We start from the raw sequence: 15,051 nt of genomic DNA, 5'->3' as shown, positions 1-15,051 counted from the left end.
CACCTCACGGGTTGACCCGACCCCCCACGAGGCCGGTGACCAATTTCCTTGCCAGGAGTGCGAACAGCACGACAACCGGGAGCGTGCCGAGCACGGCCCCGGTCAGCACGAGCGGGTAGTCGGTGTAGTAGCCGCCCGCGAGGTGGGACAGGGCGAGCTGCACCGTGGGCGACTCGACCGGGTCGAGCACCACCAGCGGCCAGAAGAAGTCGTTCCAGGACGTCAGGAAGGTCAGCATCGCCAGCACCAGGGCGTTCGGGCGCAGCGCGGGCAGCACGACGTGCCAGTAGACGCGCGGCAGCGAGCAGCCGTCGACCCGCGCGGCGTCCACCAGTTCGCGGGGCACCGCCTCGCGGCACGCCTGGCGCATCCAGAACACGCCGAACGCGCTCACCAGGCCCGGCACGATCACCGCTTCCAGCCGCCCGTACCAGCCCAGTCCGCTCACCAGCTCGAACATCGGCACCACGCCCAGCAGCGCGGGCACCAGCACGGAGCCGAGGACGAGGCCGAACAACACGCGGCGACCCCGGAACACCAGGTGGGCGAACGCGAAACCGGCCAGCGTGGACAGCAGCACGTTCGACACGGTCACCGTGCCCGCCACGATCGCCGAGTTCGCCATGGCGGCCTGGAAGTCCACCGCCTCGAACACCGCGTGCGCGTTGTGGCCCAGCTCGCCGCCGGGCAGCAGCGGCGGCACGCGGGCGGACATGGCCGCGTTGTCGTGCGACGCCACGACGATCGACCAGTACAACGGGAACAGCGAGCCCACGACGACGAGCAGCAGTGCCGCGCGAGCGAGCACACCGGGAGCGCGGCGCACGCCTCACCCCCGCCCGACGAGCCGGCGCACCAGCACGGCGTTGACCGACGCGAGCACCGCGCACAGCGCGAACAGGACCCAGGAGATCGCCGCGGCGTAACCCGCGTCGAAGCGCTCGAAACCGTTCTCGTAGAGGTACATCACGAGGGTCTGGAACTGCCGGTCGTTGCCGCCCGAGCTGCCGACGCCGAACAGGCGCGGCTCGGTGAACAACTGCAACCCGCCGATCGCGGACACCACCACGGTGAACAGCAGGGTGGGCCGGATGCCGGGCAGGGTCACCGACCGGAACACCCGCGCCCGCGACGCGCCGTCCAGCGCGGCGGCCTCGTGCAGCTCACGCGGCACGGCCTGCATGGCGGCCAGGTACAGCAGGGCGTTGTAGCCGGTCCAGCGCCAGATCACCATGACGGCGACCCCGAGGTGCGCCGACCAGGCGTGCGCCTGCCAGTCGAACGGGTCCGCGCCGAACCACGTCAGCACCCACGTCACGAAACCCTGGTCACGGCCGAACAACTGGGTGAACACCAACGCCACCGCCACCACCGGCACCAGGTTGGGCAGCAGCACGGCGCCGTGCCACGCGGTGCGCCCGCGCAGCGGGCGGTCCAGCAACGCCGCGATCCCCAGCGCCGCCGCCAGTTGCGGCACGGTCGAGACGACGAAGATGCTCGCCGTGTTGGCCAACGCGTTGTAGAACAGCGGGTCGGTGAACAGGTGGGCGTAGTTGGCCAGGCCGGAGAACCGGACCGGACCGGTGAGGAGGTCCCAGCGGTGCAGGGACATCCACGCGGTGCGCGCCAACGGGTACACCCCGAAGGTGGCGAACAGCACGAAGAAGGGCGCGACGAACAGGTACGGCGTGACCTTGCGGTCCAAGCGGGCGAACACGACGGCTACCGGACGGCGTCCCGCGCTTCGCGGACCGCCTGCTCCCACGCCTGGTCGATGCTCTGCGAGCCCTCTTCGACGCGGCCGAGGGCGCGGCCGAACACCGGTCGCACGTCGGCGTCGCGGACACCCCGGTAGTTGGGGCGGATGGTGTCGGACGAGGCGGCGAACAGCCTGCCCACCGGCGCGTCGCTGAAGTAGGGGTCCTTGTGCTCCAGCACGACCGGGTCCCGGTACACCTCGGGTTGGCTGGGCAGGATGCCGTCGTCCACGAACAGCTTCCGCTGCTGCTCGGGCGCGGTGAGCCACTCCGCGAGCTGGTACGCCTCGCGCTGGTGCGCGCCCTGCGCGGGCACCGTGAGGTAGGAGCCGCCCCAGTTGCCGCCGCCGCCCGGGATCGCGGTGACGTCCCACTTGCCCGAGTTCGCCGGTCCGCCCGCGTCCTTGATCTGGGCGAGCATCCACGCCGGGCAGGTGAGGGTGGCGAAACCGCCCTGGTTGATGGCGACGTTCCACGGCTGCGTGAACGTGTTGACCTTCGCCGTGCGCCCGCTCGCGCCGAGCGCGCCGGCGATGTCGAACGCCCGCTTCACGTTGGGGTTGGTGTCGGCGATGAAGGAGTCGCCCGCGCGGGCGAAGTAGCTCTCGCCCGCCTGGTTGAGCACCGCCGTGTAGATCGACCTCACCGAGTCGACGAACGCGGCGCCCGGCGCGTCGCGGGCGAACCGGTCGGCCACCTCGGCGTACTGCTCCCAGGTCGGCCACAGGGCGGCGACGGCGTCCCGGTCGGTGGGCAGCCCCGCGCGCTCGAACAGGTCGCGCCGGTAGCACATGGCGAGGCCGCCCATGTCGGTGCCGAGCCCGAGCACGACCTTCCCGTCGTCCGCGACGCCCTGCTCCCACTTCCACGGCGCCCACCGGTCGCGCAGCCCGCTCGCGCCGAACTTCGCGAGGTCGGCGAACCCGGCCGTGGACTCGCGCAGCCGGGGCATGTACTGCTCCTCGACGGCCACCACGTCGGCGGCACCGTTCCCGGTGGCCAGCGCGGTGATCAGGCCCTTGTGGTGTGCGTCGAAGTCGGCGACCCGGCCCACCACGTCCACGCCGGGGTGCGCCCGCTCGTACTCCTCGAACAGCGACTCGTAGCCGAACTCGCCGAACGTCGCCACGGTGAGCCGGAGCCGCCCGTCACCGCTCGTGCCACCGCCGCACCCGGCGACCAGGACCAACGCCGTGACCAGCCACAGCGGTCGATACGAACGCCGCATCTTCCGACTCCTCCGCCGACCTGTCAATGCGCCCATCGTGGTACCGGGCGGGGTGTTCGCGAACCCGGCCGGGCGGCGTCTGCCCTTCGTTGCGGAACAGTTGCCCGAAAGGGCAACTCGGCCGTGCGCGCACGGGGGTTCGGGCACCGGACAGCTCTGCGCGAGCGCGGCGCTCGCTCGCGCGGCACGCGCACACCGGCCCCGACACCACACAGCCCCACACGAGCACGGCACCCACTCACCCGGCACGCGCACACCGGCCCCCACACGACACAGCCCCACACGAGCACGGCACCCACTCACCCGGCACGCGCACGCCGGTTCCACTCGTCGAGCAGGGCGTCGATCCACGCGGCGAGCAGCCCCGCCGTGTCCGCGTCACCGCACGCGAGGGCCGACCGCCGCTCGGTGCACGCCGCGTCCAGCTCGCCGCTCAGGTCGAGCACCCGCAGTTCCTGCCTGGTCACCGGCGCCCCGCCGCGATGCGGAACGCCTCGATGTACTTGGGCAGCTCCACCAGGGCGCGTTCCCACGTGTCGAACGCGATCTGCCCCGCGAACACCGCGTCCACCGCCAGGCGGTCCACCGCGGGCTCGATGTCGCCGTCGGCCACGTCACGCAGCCGCCGGGACAGCTCGGCCCGGCGGACCCGCGCGCGGACCACCTCCAGCGTGCGCTCCAGCTCCGCGACGACGCGCCGGGCCTGTTCCGGCGACACCACGAGCCACCCCTCCCGGGCCAGGCGGAGCAGCAGGTCCCCGGCGAACCGCTCGCCGGTCGCGCCGCGCGGTCCGGGACCCGCGTTCCCTTCGGATCGCATATCCACCGCACCTCCGCACGGGAACGAGGACGTTCTTGGAGCCCACCACGACGTCGGCGCGCCGCCAAGGCGCACGGCTACGGTTTGCCCGTCCGTACCCTCGATCTGCCTGCGTGACGGGAGCAGCGTGCTCCGGTCGAGTGGTCGCCGGGCGGGTGCCGCGACCGGGTTGAGTAACCTGCGTGCTGGATCTCGGGGGTGTGCTGGTGCCGACCACTACTGCCGGCGGACTGCGGGTCAGCGTGCTGGGACCGGTGCGCGCCTGGGTCGGCGACGAGGAGCTGCCGCTGGGCCCGGCCCGGCAGCGCGCGGTGCTGGCGGTGCTCGCGGCCAGGGCGAACCAGGTGGTGTCCCGGCACGAGCTGGTCGACGCGCTGTGGGGCGCCGAACCACCCGCGAGCGTCGTCGGCAGCCTGCACACCTACGTGTCGGGTCTGCGGCGCGTGCTGGGACCGCACCGCGAAGCACTCGAATCACGCTCCACCGGCTACGTGCTGCGGGTGGCGGACGACGCGGTGGACACCGCGCTGTTCGACCGCGCGCGCGAGGAGGGCGGTCGGCTGCTGGCGGTGGGCCGGTGGGAGCAGGCCCGGGACGCGCTGGGCGACGCGCTCGCGCTGTGGCACGGCGCCGCGTACGCGGGGCTGCCCGGCCCGTTCGCCGAGCTGGAGCGGCAGCGGCTGGCGGAGCTGCGGCTCGGCGCGGCGGAGTCGCGTGCCCGCGCGCGGCTGGAGCTGGGCGAGCACGCCGAGGTGGTCGCGGACCTGACCCCGCTGGTCGCCGAGCACCCGTGGCACGAGTCGTTGCGCGAGCTGGTGATGCTGGCGCTGCACCGCTCCGGCAGGCAGGCGGAGGCGCTGGAGGCGTACCAGGAGGCGCGTCAGGCCCTGGTGTCGGCGCAGGGCGTCGAACCGGGCCCCGCGCTCCGTGCCCTGCACCGCGAGATCCTGGCCGGGCCGCCACCGCCACCACCGCGGCGAGCGCTGCTCTCGGTGCCGCCGCGCGTGACGCTGGCGGCCTCCGCGCCCGGCGGGTACGTCGGGCGCGACGACGAGACGGCGCAACTGCGCGAGCTGGTGTCCGACGTGCTGGTCGGGCGGGGCACGGCCGTGTGGGTGGAGGGCGAGGCGGGCATCGGGAAATCGGCCCTGCTCACGGCGGCGCTGGCGGACGCGGGCGACCGGGGCTGCCAGGTCGCCTGGGCCGCCGCCGACGAGCTGGGCAGGCGCAACCCGCTCCAGGTGGCGATGGACTGCCTGGCCGTGCACCCCGACTCGCCGGACCCGCGGCGGGCGGAGGTGGCGGCGCTGCTGCGTGGCGACCCCGGCGCGGCCGACCCGGTGCCCGTCGCGGTGGACCGGCTGCTGGCGCTGGTGGACGAGGCGTGCACGACCGCGCCGCTGGTGCTGGTCGTGGACGACCTGCACTGGGCGGACGACGCCAGCGTGCTGCTGTGGCACCGGTTGGCCGCCGCGACCCGGCAGCTCCCGCTGCTGCTGGTGGCCGCGACCCGCGCGGACCCGGGCCGGCCGGAGCTGGCGCAGGTGCGCCGGGCCGTGGAGGCGCGCAACGGGCACATCGTGGCGCTGGGCCCGCTCGCGCCGGCCGCCGCGGAGGCGTTGATCGCGCACACCGTGGGCGCACCGCCCGGCGACGTGCTGCGCGACCTGGTCCGCCGCAGCGCGGGCAACCCGCTCTACCTGACCGAGGTGGCCCGCGCGCTGGTGCGCGGGTCGTCGGTGCGGGTGGTGGGCGGTACCGCCGAGGTCGACCCGGCCGCCGCCGCGGAGGTGCCGAGGTCGCTGCTGGCCGCGGTGGAGCGCGCGCTGGAGGTGTTGTCCGACGACGCCCGGGAGGTGTTGCGGCTGGCGGCGCTGCTGGGCGTGGAGTTCCGGGTGGCGGAGCTGACCGCGGTGACCGGGCGGTCGGCGCTGGAGCTGGTGGGCGTGCTGGAGGAGGCGCTGGCCGCGGCCGTCGTCGTGGAGGCGGGCGACGACCTCGCGTTCCGGCACCCGTACCTGCGGCAGGCGCTGCACGAGGGCATCCCGGCGTCGGTGCGCGCGGCGTTGCACCGGCACGCCGCGGAGGCGCTGGCCGAGGCGGGCGTGCCGGTGGAGCGGATCGCCGAGCACCTGGTGGCCGAGGAGATCCCGGTGGACGGCTGGGTGGTGCGCTGGCTGGCCGAGCACCACGTGGCGGTGGCCAACCGCGCGCCCGCCGTCGCCGCCGAGATGCTGCGTCGCGCCGTGGACACCGACCTGCCGACACCGGCGCAGCGGGCGAGCCTGCTCGCCGCGCGGGTGCGGGTGTTGTTCCGGATGGGCGCGAACCCGGAGGCGGAGGCGGAACGGGCGCTGGCGTTGACCGCGGACCCGGCGGAGGCCGCGGAGATGCGGCACCTGCGTGCGTCCATGCGGCACCGACGTGGCGACACGGCGACCGCGATGGCCGTGCTGGGCGAGGCGTTGAACGCGCCGGACGTGCCGGGCCTGTGGCGGGTGCGCCACGTGGCGTTGCTGGCCGAGTTCCACCGCGGCGACCTGGCGGACCTGGGCGAGGCCGAGCGCTCGGCGCGGCGGGCGCACGCGGAAGCCGCCGCCCTGGGCGAGCCGTACCCCATCGCGTACGCGTCGCAGACGTTGTGGCTGCTGCACTCGATCCGCCGCGACCACGAGCGGGCGCTGCACCACGTGGACGACGCGCTGGCCGCGGTCGGCAACGTGCCGGAGCTGGCCGAGCTGCGGTTCGACCTGCTGGACAACCGGGTGTTCAGCCTCCAGAACCTCGATCGCCTGGCGGAGGCGGAGGACGCGGTGCGGGAGGCGCGGGTGGTGGCGGCCCGGCACGGCCTGCCCACCGGCCTCCAGGTGACGGCGGCCGTGCACCACCACTGGACGGGCCGCTGGGACGAGGCGCTGGCCGAGTTGGACACGGTGACCGAGGACGGGCCCGCCATCACGTTCTTCGGCCTGCGCGAGCCGGGGCCCGCCACGTTGCTCATGCACGGCGTGGCGGCTCTCATCGCGGGGCACCGCGACGACCGCGTCACGGCCGGGGCGCACCTGGACGCCGCCGAGGCGCCTGCCACCCGCTCGGAGCGGGAGAGCTGCGACTTCTACCTGGTGGCCGCGGCGTTGGCGGCGGAGCAGCGGGGCGCCGTGGATGAGGCGGTGGCCCGCCTCGCGCCGGTGCTGCGGCCGGACTACGCCCGGATGATGTTGCGTCACCAGTGGTTGGCCTACGCGGCCCGGCTGGCGCTCGCCGCGGGTGACCGCGCGACGGCGCGTGAAGCGCTGGCCGTGTGCGAGGAGGAGGCCGCGAAGGAGGTGCGCCCGGCTCGCGCGCACGCCGCCGCCGCGCACTGCCGGGGCCTGGTGGCGGGCGACCCGGACCCGGTGCTCGCGTCCGCCGCGCACTACCGCGTGGTGGGGCGCGTGGTGGAGTGCGCCGCGGCGTTGGAGGACGCGGGTGTGCTGCTGGCCGGGGTGGACCGCGCGGACGAGGCGGCGGAGGCGTTCGCCGAGGCGGTGAAGCTGTTCATGTCGCTCGGCGCGCGTTGGGACGTCCAGCGCGCCGAGAACCGCCGCCGCGCGGCGGGCGTGCGGCGCACGGGCCCGGCGGTGCGCGGCCCGATGTCCGGCTGGCTCGCCCTGTCGCCGCTGGAGGTCCGCATCGCGCGGCTGGTCGCGGCGGGTCTGTCCAACCCGGACATCGCGGACGAGCTGGCGCTGCCGAGGCGGACCGTGCAGTCCCACGTGTCGCGGCTGGCGGTCAAGCTGCGCACCGACTCCCGCGCGGGCATCACCGAGCACGTGCGGGCGAACCTGCGGACGCCGCGGTAGGCGTCAGGCCGTGCCGAAGCGCCGGATCTCCTCCTCGGTGCGCTCGGTGGCGGTGGCGAGGAACTTCCGCAGGACGGCCAGTTCGCCGTCGTCGAGCGCGTCGAGGTCGGCGCGGTGGCGGGCGTTCAACTCGTCGTAGAGGCGGCCGACCCGGTCCACCGCCCCGGGTTCGGGCTCGATGAGCACCCGGCGGCGGTCGTGCTCGTCGGGCACGCGGCGCACGAAACCCGCCCGCTCCAACCGGTCGATCATGCGTGACGCCGAGCCGCTGGTGAGGTTCACCCGCCGCGCGAGCCGGCCGGGTGTGGCGGGTCCCTCGTTGGCCAGCACGTACAACGCCTGAAGGTCCGTCCACGTCATCCCGAGGTGTTCGGCGACCATCCCGCCGAACTGGACCACCGGGATCTGCCAGCGGGCGATGGCCCGCAGGACCTCCGAGCGCGCGTCTTCGGGTGATCGGCTCATCACGCTCCCTCCACGCCGAGGAGCATACTGCGTCGCACATAAACTGTGCTACACAGTTACTGTGTCACGCAGCGAATCTCCCGAACCGCCCGAGAGGACCACCATGTCGCCCTTCTCCGCCCGAGTCGGCTCCATCGGCGTGCCCGACCCGCACCGGGTGCCGTCCACCGAGCCCGTGGTCCGGGTCGAGGCGCAGGCGGGCGGCCCGGCCTGGGTCGTCACCGACCCGGACCTGGCCCGCGTGGTCCTGGCCGACCCCCGGTTCGCCAAGGACACCGCCCTCGCGCCGGCGCACTGGGACCGCCGCACGGCGGGCCTCGAACCCGCGGCGGCCGAGCAGATGTCCGTCACCACGCTCGACGGCGAGGCCCACACCCGGCTGCGCCGCGCGTTCGCGCCGCTGCTGGGCGCGGCCCGGATGCGTGCGGCGTACCCGCGGCTGCGCGCCACCGCCCGACGCCTCCTCGCGGACCTCGGTCCCGAGGCGGACCTGGTGGAGGACTTCACCACCCGGTACCCGCTGACCGTCCTGTGCGACCTCCTCGGCATCCCCGCCGAGCACGTCGACACCGCGATGCACGCCTGCCGGCTGATGCACACCGACTACCCGGACCACGTGCCGCCGGCCATGGCCGCCTTCGCCGCCCTCGCGGACGCCGCGCTGGAGGACGGCCCGACCGCCGAACTCGCCCGCCGGATGCCGCCGGGCAGCACCCGGCGGGACCTCCACTACCAGATCTTCACCCTGCTGTTCGCCGGGCAGCTCACCACCGACCTGTCCGTCGGTTTCGTCGTGGCCCGGTTGCTCGGCGACCCGGCGGCACCCGCCGACGACGACCTCGTCGACGACACCCTCCGCGCCCACCCACCCGCCCCGTTCACGCTGTGGCGCTTCACGTCGACCGAAGTGGAACTCGCGGGACTGCGGCTGCCGGCCCGCTCCCCCGTGCTGGTCGACGTCGTCGGCGTCAACCGGCAGCTCGGCCGGAACGCCCACGACCTCACGTTCGGCGCGGGGCCCCACTACTGCATCGGCGCCCAGTTGGCCCGCCTGGAACTGCGCGCGGTGGTCGAGGTGTTGCGGGCCGAGCACCCCGGAGCCCGCCTCACCACGCCGTTCCACGAACTCCGCCACCACACGCCGGGCGGCATCATGGGCGCACGCCTGCTCTCGCTGCCGGTGCGGTTGCGGTGACCGCCGCTGCCCGACGTCCCGGACCGGGTCCACCCGGCGGGCTGAGAGCGTGATCACCGGGCGCGGGCGGCGGCGTCCCGCGAACGCGGCTTGCCGATCCGTCCCCGCGGCTACAGTTCCGGCCATGACGAACCCTCAGCCCGGTTGGTACCCGGAGACGCCCGACTCCCCGGTGCTGCGTTACTGGGACGGCGCCCAGTGGACGGCGCAGACGCGGCAACGCCCGCCGAAGAGCGATGCGAACCCGTGGGAGCTGTCCCTGGACGGCGCGCCGGACCCGAACCGCATCCGCGAGCAGCAGCGCAAGGCCGGGGTCGGGCAGGTCGGGCAGGGCGGCGGGACGTTGTTCACCGAGCCGGTCCTGGTGGTCAACCAGCGGGTGAAGCTGGTCGAGGTCGCCAACGAGTACGCCGTCTACGACCAGCACGGCGGACAGCTCGGCAGCGTCGTGCAGGTCGGCCAGAGCACGTTGAAGAAGATCGTGCGGTTCCTCGGCAGCTACGACCAGTTCTTCACGCACAAGCTGGAGGTCCGGGACGCCCACGGGCAGACCGTGTTGCGGCTGACCCGGCCCGCCAAGATCCTGAAGTCGCGGGTGATCGTGGAGCGCGGCGACGGCGCGGTGGTCGGCGAGATCCGCCAGGAGAACGCCATCGGCAAGATCCGGTTCGCGTTCGAGCTGAACGGCAACCGGATCGGCGGCATCCAGGCGGAGAACTGGCGGGCGTGGAACTTCTCCATCAGCGACCACACCGGCGCCGAGGTCGCCCGCATCACCAAGACGTGGGAGGGCTTCGCGAAGACGATGTTCACCACGGCCGACAACTACGTGCTGCAAATCCACCGGCCGCTGGCCGATCCCCTGCTGAGCCTGGTGGTGGCGTCGGCGCTGACCGTCGACACCGCGCTCAAGCAGGACAGCCGCGGCCTCGGCTGAACCGCCCACCGGCGCGGGAACCACGAGGGGTTCCCGCGCCGCGACCGTCAGAAGTCGCAGTTCGCCTCGAACGGGAGGTTCGCGAACTGGTCGCCGGTGAAGTACACCGCGCTCGCCATCCACCGCGCGCCGTCCTGCCGGTTCAGCAGCAGCCAGATGTTGTTCGTGATGCCCGCGTCGGTGATCGTCTCGCCGAACGTCCAACACCACGCGGTGGTGGTGGCCCCCGCCGGGAGGTAGCCGACGACGTCGCACGACGTGGCCTCGCAGGACCGGATGTTGACGTAGTGCCACGTCGACACCTGGTACCGCGGGGTGGACGCGGCCTGCTCCGCCGGCGCGGCACCCGCCGTCATGGTCCCACCCAGCATCGCCGCCATCGCGAGCACGACCCCCGCCACTGCCTTGACGAACCTCACGTTGAACCCCTCCAAGGATCTCTCGACCGCGTTCCAGTCGATCAGTAGATACACGCGCGAGGCCCCGTGCTCGTTGCTCTGGAGGTTCACTCGACTACGGACCGAAGTCTTCGCGGGCGGGTTCGCCGGACCGGTTCAGCGGAGGCAGGTGATGTGGTAGTCGCCCGCGGTGCTCCGGGTGACGCCGTGGGTCTCGCTGGGGAAACCGGGGAACTCCCGGTCGAACGCCTCCAGCGCCCGCAGGTAGCGCAGCACCGGGCCGCCCGCCTCACCCGTGCTCTCGCCCGGCATGAGGACCGGGATGCCCGGCGGCGTGGTGACCACCATCGTCGCCGCGGTCCGGCCCGCGATGTCCGCGAGCCGCACGGGTTCGGTGCCGCCGCGGATCAGCCGCTGGTACGCCTGGGCCGGGGTGAGCACCGCGGGCGTGGGGTGCGTGAACGCCTCGTCCAGCAGCCCGGTCAGGTCACTGCGGCCGAGTTGGGCGTGCATCCGGGCGGCGAGGTCGGGGAGGGTGAGCCGCGCGTACTGCCCGGGGTGCGCCCGCACCAGGTCCGGCAGCACCTCGGCCAGCGGCGCGTTCGCGTCGTAGAGCGCCTTGAAGTCCAGCATCGCGTCGAGCAGCGTGCCCCACTTGCCCTTGGTGATGCCCATGGAGAACAGGATCAGGCAGGTGTACGCGTCGGTCTTCTCCACGACGATCCCCCGCGTCTCCAGGTACATCGTGAGGATGCGCGCGGGGATGCCCGGGTCGGAGACCTCGCCGGCCGCGTTGACGCCGGGGCAGGTGATGGTGACCTTCACCGGGTCCAGGAGGCAGAAGCCGTCCTCCATTCCCGCGAAACCGTGCCACGCCGCACCGGGGGCCAACACCCAGCAGGACGGCTCGGTGCGCAGCAGGTCCAGCGGGGCGTCGAGGAACGCGTGCACCTCGCCGGTGGCGGGGTCGGTGACCTCGGTCGGCTGCCAGGTGCCGAAGAACCAGTCGGGCCGGTCGGCCGCTTCGCGGATGCGCCTGCCGATGCGCGCCACCGCCTGGCGGAAGCGGATCGCCTCGGTGATCGCCTCGTCGGTGAGCCACCGGCCGTCCGGCCCGTCCATCATCGCGGCGGCCACGTCGAGCCCCGCGATCATGGGGTACATCGGTGACGTGGTGGCGTGCATCATGAACGTCTCGTTGAACTGCCGGTGGTCGACCGGCGACCGCGGCGAGTTCTTGACGTGCACCATGGAACTCTGCGACATGGCGGCCAGCAGCTTGTGCGTGGACTGCGTGCTGAACACCGTCGGCCGCACGTCGTCGGGCAGCGCGGCGGCGTCCACGGACATCCCGTAGCGGCGGGCGTAGATCGGGTGGAACCGCGCGTAGGCGAACCACGCCTCGTCCAGGTGCAGTCGTGGCACGGTGGCGCCGAGCAGTTCCGCGACGCGGACGGCGTCGTAGCACAGCCCGTCGTAGGTCGAATTGGTGATCACCGCGTACACCGGACGCCGGCCGGCCGCGGAGGCGGTGAACGGGCTGCGGTCGACCCGCGCGGCCACCGCGTCCTCCCGCATCGCCGCCGGCGGTACGGGCCCCATCAACCCGTACCCGTTGCGGGTGGGCACGAGGTAGACCGGCCGACCGCCGGTGAGGGTGAGGCCGTGGTAGATCGCCTTGTGGCAGTTGCGGTCCACGAGGACCAGTTCGTCGGTGGCGATGCTCGCGTGGCAGGCGATCCGGTCGGCGGTGGAGTCGCCGTGCAGCACGAAGTACGTCAGGTCCGCGCCGAAGACACGCGCGGCGTTGCGCTCGGCGTCGCCGATCGGGCCGCTGTGCTCGAACAGGGAACCCAGTTCCCCCACGGAGATCGAGAGGTCGGTCCGGAACAGCCGCTCTCCGTAGTAGTCGTAGAACGCCCGCCCGACCGGAGACTTGAGGAACGCGACACCGCCCGCGTGCGCCGGGGTGTGCCACGAATACTCGTGCGCGTCGTCGAACCGGCGCAGCTCGCGGAAGAACGGCGGCAGCAGGCCGTCGAGGTACCTCCGGGCGGCGACGCCGATCCGGCCCGCGATGAAGTCCGGCGTGTCCTCCAGGAGCCAGACGTAGCCGGAGATGACCTGGGAGACCCACAGCGGCAGGTCGTCCACGGAGGCCGCCGTCGTCACCAGGAAGACCGGGAGCTTGGTGAACCGCCCCATGAGCGCCTTGAGCACCGCTTCCGGCGCGTCGAGGTCCCAGGACACCACGGCCACGGAGAGGTCGGCCCTGCTCTGCGTCAACGCCAGCGCGTCGTCGGCGCCGCGTGCCCGGACGACCTCGTGCCCCTCCGCGCCCAGCCGCTCGCAGATGCGTGCGAGCTGGTCGCGGGCGACCGGGCCGGTCTTCTCGGTGTCCAGTGCCACCAACACGGTTGAACGCGTCACGATCGACCCCTTCCGCCGGCTGCGCTGCCAGGGTCGAGTCTCAAGCCTGTGCGCTTCCCTGTCGATGCCACGAACGCGTGACGACCCCGCCGGCAGGTCGGTCCACTTTGGACACCAGAAGGGCGCACGCCGCGTACCCGGCCCCGAGAGCGCTCGACGCCACCCACCCCGCGGCGTCGTAGGCGGCGGTGGTCGTGATCGCGCCGAGGGCCGACCCGAGGGAGTAGAAGACCATGTAGCCGCCGATGACGGTGCTCGTGCGGTGCGGATGAGCGGTGGTCAAGCGGTGCTGGTTGGTGACGTGCACGGCCTGGACGGCGAAGTCGAGCACGAGCACCCCGACGACCAAGGGCCACAGCGACGTGCCGGTCATCGCCGTGAGCGGCCACGAGGCGAGCAGGGCGGCGAGCGACCAGCCCGTCACGCCGGGCGCGCGACCCCGGTCGGCCCACGCGCCCGCCCGCGCCGCGCCGAGCGCGCCGACCAGCCCGGCCAACCCGAACAGACCGGTCCAGACCGGTTCCAGGTGCCACGGCGCCGCGCCGAGCGGCAACGCGAGACCGCTCCACAGCGTCCCGAACGAGGCGAAGGTGAAGAACGCCACGAGACCGCGGCCGAGGAACAGCCGGTCCCGCGCCAGACCGGCGAACGCGCCCGGCGCCCGCCGGTGGTCGGGCCTCGCGGTGCGTTCGTCGGCAGGCAGCACGAGCAGGACCACGACGGCCAACGCGGTCGACGCGATCGCCAGTGCGAAGTAGGTGCTGCGCCAGCCCCAGAGCCCGGTGAGCGCACCGGACACGACGCGTGCCCCGAGGATGCCGACCACCACGCCCGAGGTCACCACGCCGATGTTCCCGCCGCGCTCGGCGGGCGCGGACCGCGACGCCGCGTACGCCACCGCGGTCTGCACGACGACCGCGAACAACCCGGCGACAGCCAGGCCGGCGAACGCCTGCGTGCCGCCGCCCGCCGTCGCGGTGACCGCCGCGCCGACCGCGGTGAGGGCGAGGTGCGCGGCGATGAGGCGGCGGCGGTCGAGGACGTCGCCCAGCGGGACCAGCACCACCAGGCCGACCAGGTACCCGAGCTGGCCGACCGCGACCAGCCACCCCAGCGCGCCCGGCCCGAGGCCCAGGTCCCCGCCGATGGCGTCGAGCACCGGTTGTCCGGCGTAGACGTTCGCGACCGCGACTCCGCACACCACGGCGAGCAGCAGCCGCTGCCGCTTCGGCAACGAGGGCACCGGGCACTCCAATCAGTAGCACTTTGCAACCATTTGGACGGTACGGCAGAATAGTTTCAAAACGCAACCTACGAGGATGACCCGATGCCCGACTGGACCGACCCGCACTGCCCCACCGCCCGCGCGCTGGACATCGTGGGAGACCGGTGGAGCATGCTCATCGTCCGCGACGCGATGGACGGCGCGAGCGCGTTCACCGACTTCCACGCGCGCCTGGGCATCGCCCGCAACATCCTCACCGACCGGCTCCGCAAGCTGGTCGACCACGGCATCCTCGAACGCACCACCGCGCCCTCCGGCAGGCGGCAGACCTACGCGCTCACCGAAGCCGGTCGCGACCTGTTCACCGTCGTGGTCGCGCTCCGGCAGTGGGGCGAGCGCCACGCGTTCGAGGAGGGGGAGCCGCACTCGCTGCTCCTCGACGCCGAGGGCAGGCGGCTCCCCGAACTGCGCCCCCTCGGCCCGACCGGCGAGCCGCTCACCGCCGACACCACCCACGTCCGCAAGGTGACCGCGCCCCCTCCGCGAACGTGATCGCTCGGCGTGTCACCCTGCGCCCGACCACAACATGTAGTAGGAATTCCATCCAACTACCCAACAGGTTGGGCCTGCCTCAGCCTGGCGTCGGTGAAGAGGGGCGATGACGGAGACAGCGGGGACGTCGGCGACCGGCCGTTCGAACGGGGAAGCGGCCGGCCGCGGAGTGCGGGTGGAACGCGTCTACACCACCGCGGGT

At 73.3% G+C, this 15,051-nt stretch carries 13 protein-coding genes; 4 read left to right on the top strand and 9 right to left on the bottom strand.

Annotated elements, in window-relative coordinates:
• Positions 1-4: 4 nt before the first annotated feature.
• The 5 genes from KZQ38_RS23990 to KZQ38_RS23970 all read right to left on the bottom strand — a co-directional run bounded on the left by KZQ38_RS23990 (position 5) and on the right by KZQ38_RS23970 (position 3,805).
• Positions 5-826, bottom strand: coding sequence for a carbohydrate ABC transporter permease (locus tag KZQ38_RS23990; RefSeq protein WP_219444716.1), 822 nt, complete (start codon positions 824-826; stop codon positions 5-7).
• Positions 827-829: 3 nt separating this feature from the next.
• On the bottom strand, positions 830-1,717 hold the full coding sequence (locus KZQ38_RS23985) for a carbohydrate ABC transporter permease (protein WP_308258563.1): 888 nt from the start codon (positions 1,715-1,717) through the stop codon (positions 830-832).
• Between the two features lie 5 nt (positions 1,718-1,722).
• Positions 1,723-2,985 carry an ABC transporter substrate-binding protein gene (locus tag KZQ38_RS23980; RefSeq protein WP_219444714.1) on the bottom strand — a complete coding sequence of 421 codons (1,263 nt, stop codon included), beginning with the start codon at positions 2,983-2,985 and terminating at the stop codon, positions 1,723-1,725.
• 299 nt (positions 2,986-3,284) lie between these two features.
• Positions 3,285-3,452, bottom strand: a complete 168-nt coding sequence (locus tag KZQ38_RS23975) for a hypothetical protein (RefSeq protein WP_219444713.1) — start codon at positions 3,450-3,452, stop codon at positions 3,285-3,287.
• Positions 3,449-3,805 (bottom strand): hypothetical protein, encoded by a 357-nt coding sequence (locus KZQ38_RS23970; protein ID WP_219444711.1) that lies wholly within the window; start codon positions 3,803-3,805, stop codon positions 3,449-3,451. The genes KZQ38_RS23975 and KZQ38_RS23970 overlap by 4 nt, the downstream gene beginning before the upstream one ends.
• A gap of 182 nt (positions 3,806-3,987) precedes the next feature.
• Between KZQ38_RS23970 and KZQ38_RS23965 the strand changes: the two genes are divergently transcribed.
• Entirely contained in the window at positions 3,988-7,647 is a 3,660-nt protein-coding gene (locus KZQ38_RS23965) for an ATP-binding protein (RefSeq protein ID WP_308258562.1), read from the top strand.
• 3 nt (positions 7,648-7,650) lie between these two features.
• Here KZQ38_RS23965 and KZQ38_RS23960 read toward each other — a convergent pair whose 3' ends face one another.
• Positions 7,651-8,112: a MarR family winged helix-turn-helix transcriptional regulator gene (locus KZQ38_RS23960; RefSeq protein ID WP_219444709.1), complete on the bottom strand. Its 462-nt coding sequence runs from the start codon at positions 8,110-8,112 to the stop codon at positions 7,651-7,653.
• A gap of 103 nt (positions 8,113-8,215) precedes the next feature.
• Here KZQ38_RS23960 and KZQ38_RS23955 point away from each other — a divergent pair, with 103 nt between their 5' ends.
• Entirely contained in the window at positions 8,216-9,307 is a 1,092-nt protein-coding gene (locus tag KZQ38_RS23955) for a cytochrome P450 family protein (RefSeq protein WP_219444708.1), read from the top strand.
• A 124-nt stretch (positions 9,308-9,431) separates the two neighbouring features.
• Positions 9,432-10,244 (top strand): LURP-one-related family protein, encoded by an 813-nt coding sequence (locus KZQ38_RS23950; protein ID WP_219444706.1) that lies wholly within the window; start codon positions 9,432-9,434, stop codon positions 10,242-10,244.
• A 47-nt stretch (positions 10,245-10,291) separates the two neighbouring features.
• Here KZQ38_RS23950 and KZQ38_RS23945 read toward each other — a convergent pair whose 3' ends face one another.
• From KZQ38_RS23945 to KZQ38_RS23935, 3 genes are all read right to left on the bottom strand, one after another.
• Positions 10,292-10,663 carry a hypothetical protein gene (locus tag KZQ38_RS23945; RefSeq protein ID WP_219444704.1) on the bottom strand — a complete coding sequence of 124 codons (372 nt, stop codon included), beginning with the start codon at positions 10,661-10,663 and terminating at the stop codon, positions 10,292-10,294.
• Positions 10,664-10,798: 135 nt separating this feature from the next.
• Positions 10,799-13,072, bottom strand: coding sequence for an Orn/Lys/Arg family decarboxylase (locus tag KZQ38_RS23940; protein ID WP_219444702.1), 2,274 nt, complete (start codon positions 13,070-13,072; stop codon positions 10,799-10,801).
• Positions 13,073-13,112: 40 nt separating this feature from the next.
• Positions 13,113-14,315, bottom strand: a complete 1,203-nt coding sequence (locus KZQ38_RS23935) for an MFS transporter (RefSeq protein ID WP_308258561.1) — start codon at positions 14,313-14,315, stop codon at positions 13,113-13,115.
• An 84-nt stretch (positions 14,316-14,399) separates the two neighbouring features.
• Here KZQ38_RS23935 and KZQ38_RS23930 point away from each other — a divergent pair, with 84 nt between their 5' ends.
• Positions 14,400-14,849, top strand: a complete 450-nt coding sequence (locus KZQ38_RS23930; protein ID WP_219444700.1) for a winged helix-turn-helix transcriptional regulator — start codon at positions 14,400-14,402, stop codon at positions 14,847-14,849.
• Positions 14,850-15,051: the final 202 nt, after the last annotated feature.

It is taken from the genome of Saccharothrix obliqua (assembly GCF_019375475.1).
Taxonomy (GTDB): domain Bacteria; phylum Actinomycetota; class Actinomycetes; order Mycobacteriales; family Pseudonocardiaceae; genus Actinosynnema; species Actinosynnema obliqua.
The sequence above is the reverse complement of the archived record's forward strand: the minus strand, read 5'-3'. Positions and strand labels throughout refer to the sequence as shown.

Coding starts and splice junctions, on each gene's coding strand:
- KZQ38_RS23955 (WP_219444708.1), top strand. CDS start 8,216: ATGTCGCCCTTCTCCGCCCGAGTCGGCTCCATCGGCGTGCCCGACCCG.
- KZQ38_RS23950 (WP_219444706.1), top strand. CDS start 9,432: ATGACGAACCCTCAGCCCGGTTGGTACCCGGAGACGCCCGACTCCCCG.
- KZQ38_RS23980 (WP_219444714.1), bottom strand. CDS start 2,985: ATGCGGCGTTCGTATCGACCGCTGTGGCTGGTCACGGCGTTGGTCCTG.
- KZQ38_RS23930 (WP_219444700.1), top strand. CDS start 14,400: ATGCCCGACTGGACCGACCCGCACTGCCCCACCGCCCGCGCGCTGGAC.
- KZQ38_RS23960 (WP_219444709.1), bottom strand. CDS start 8,112: ATGAGCCGATCACCCGAAGACGCGCGCTCGGAGGTCCTGCGGGCCATC.
- KZQ38_RS23970 (WP_219444711.1), bottom strand. CDS start 3,805: ATGCGATCCGAAGGGAACGCGGGTCCCGGACCGCGCGGCGCGACCGGC.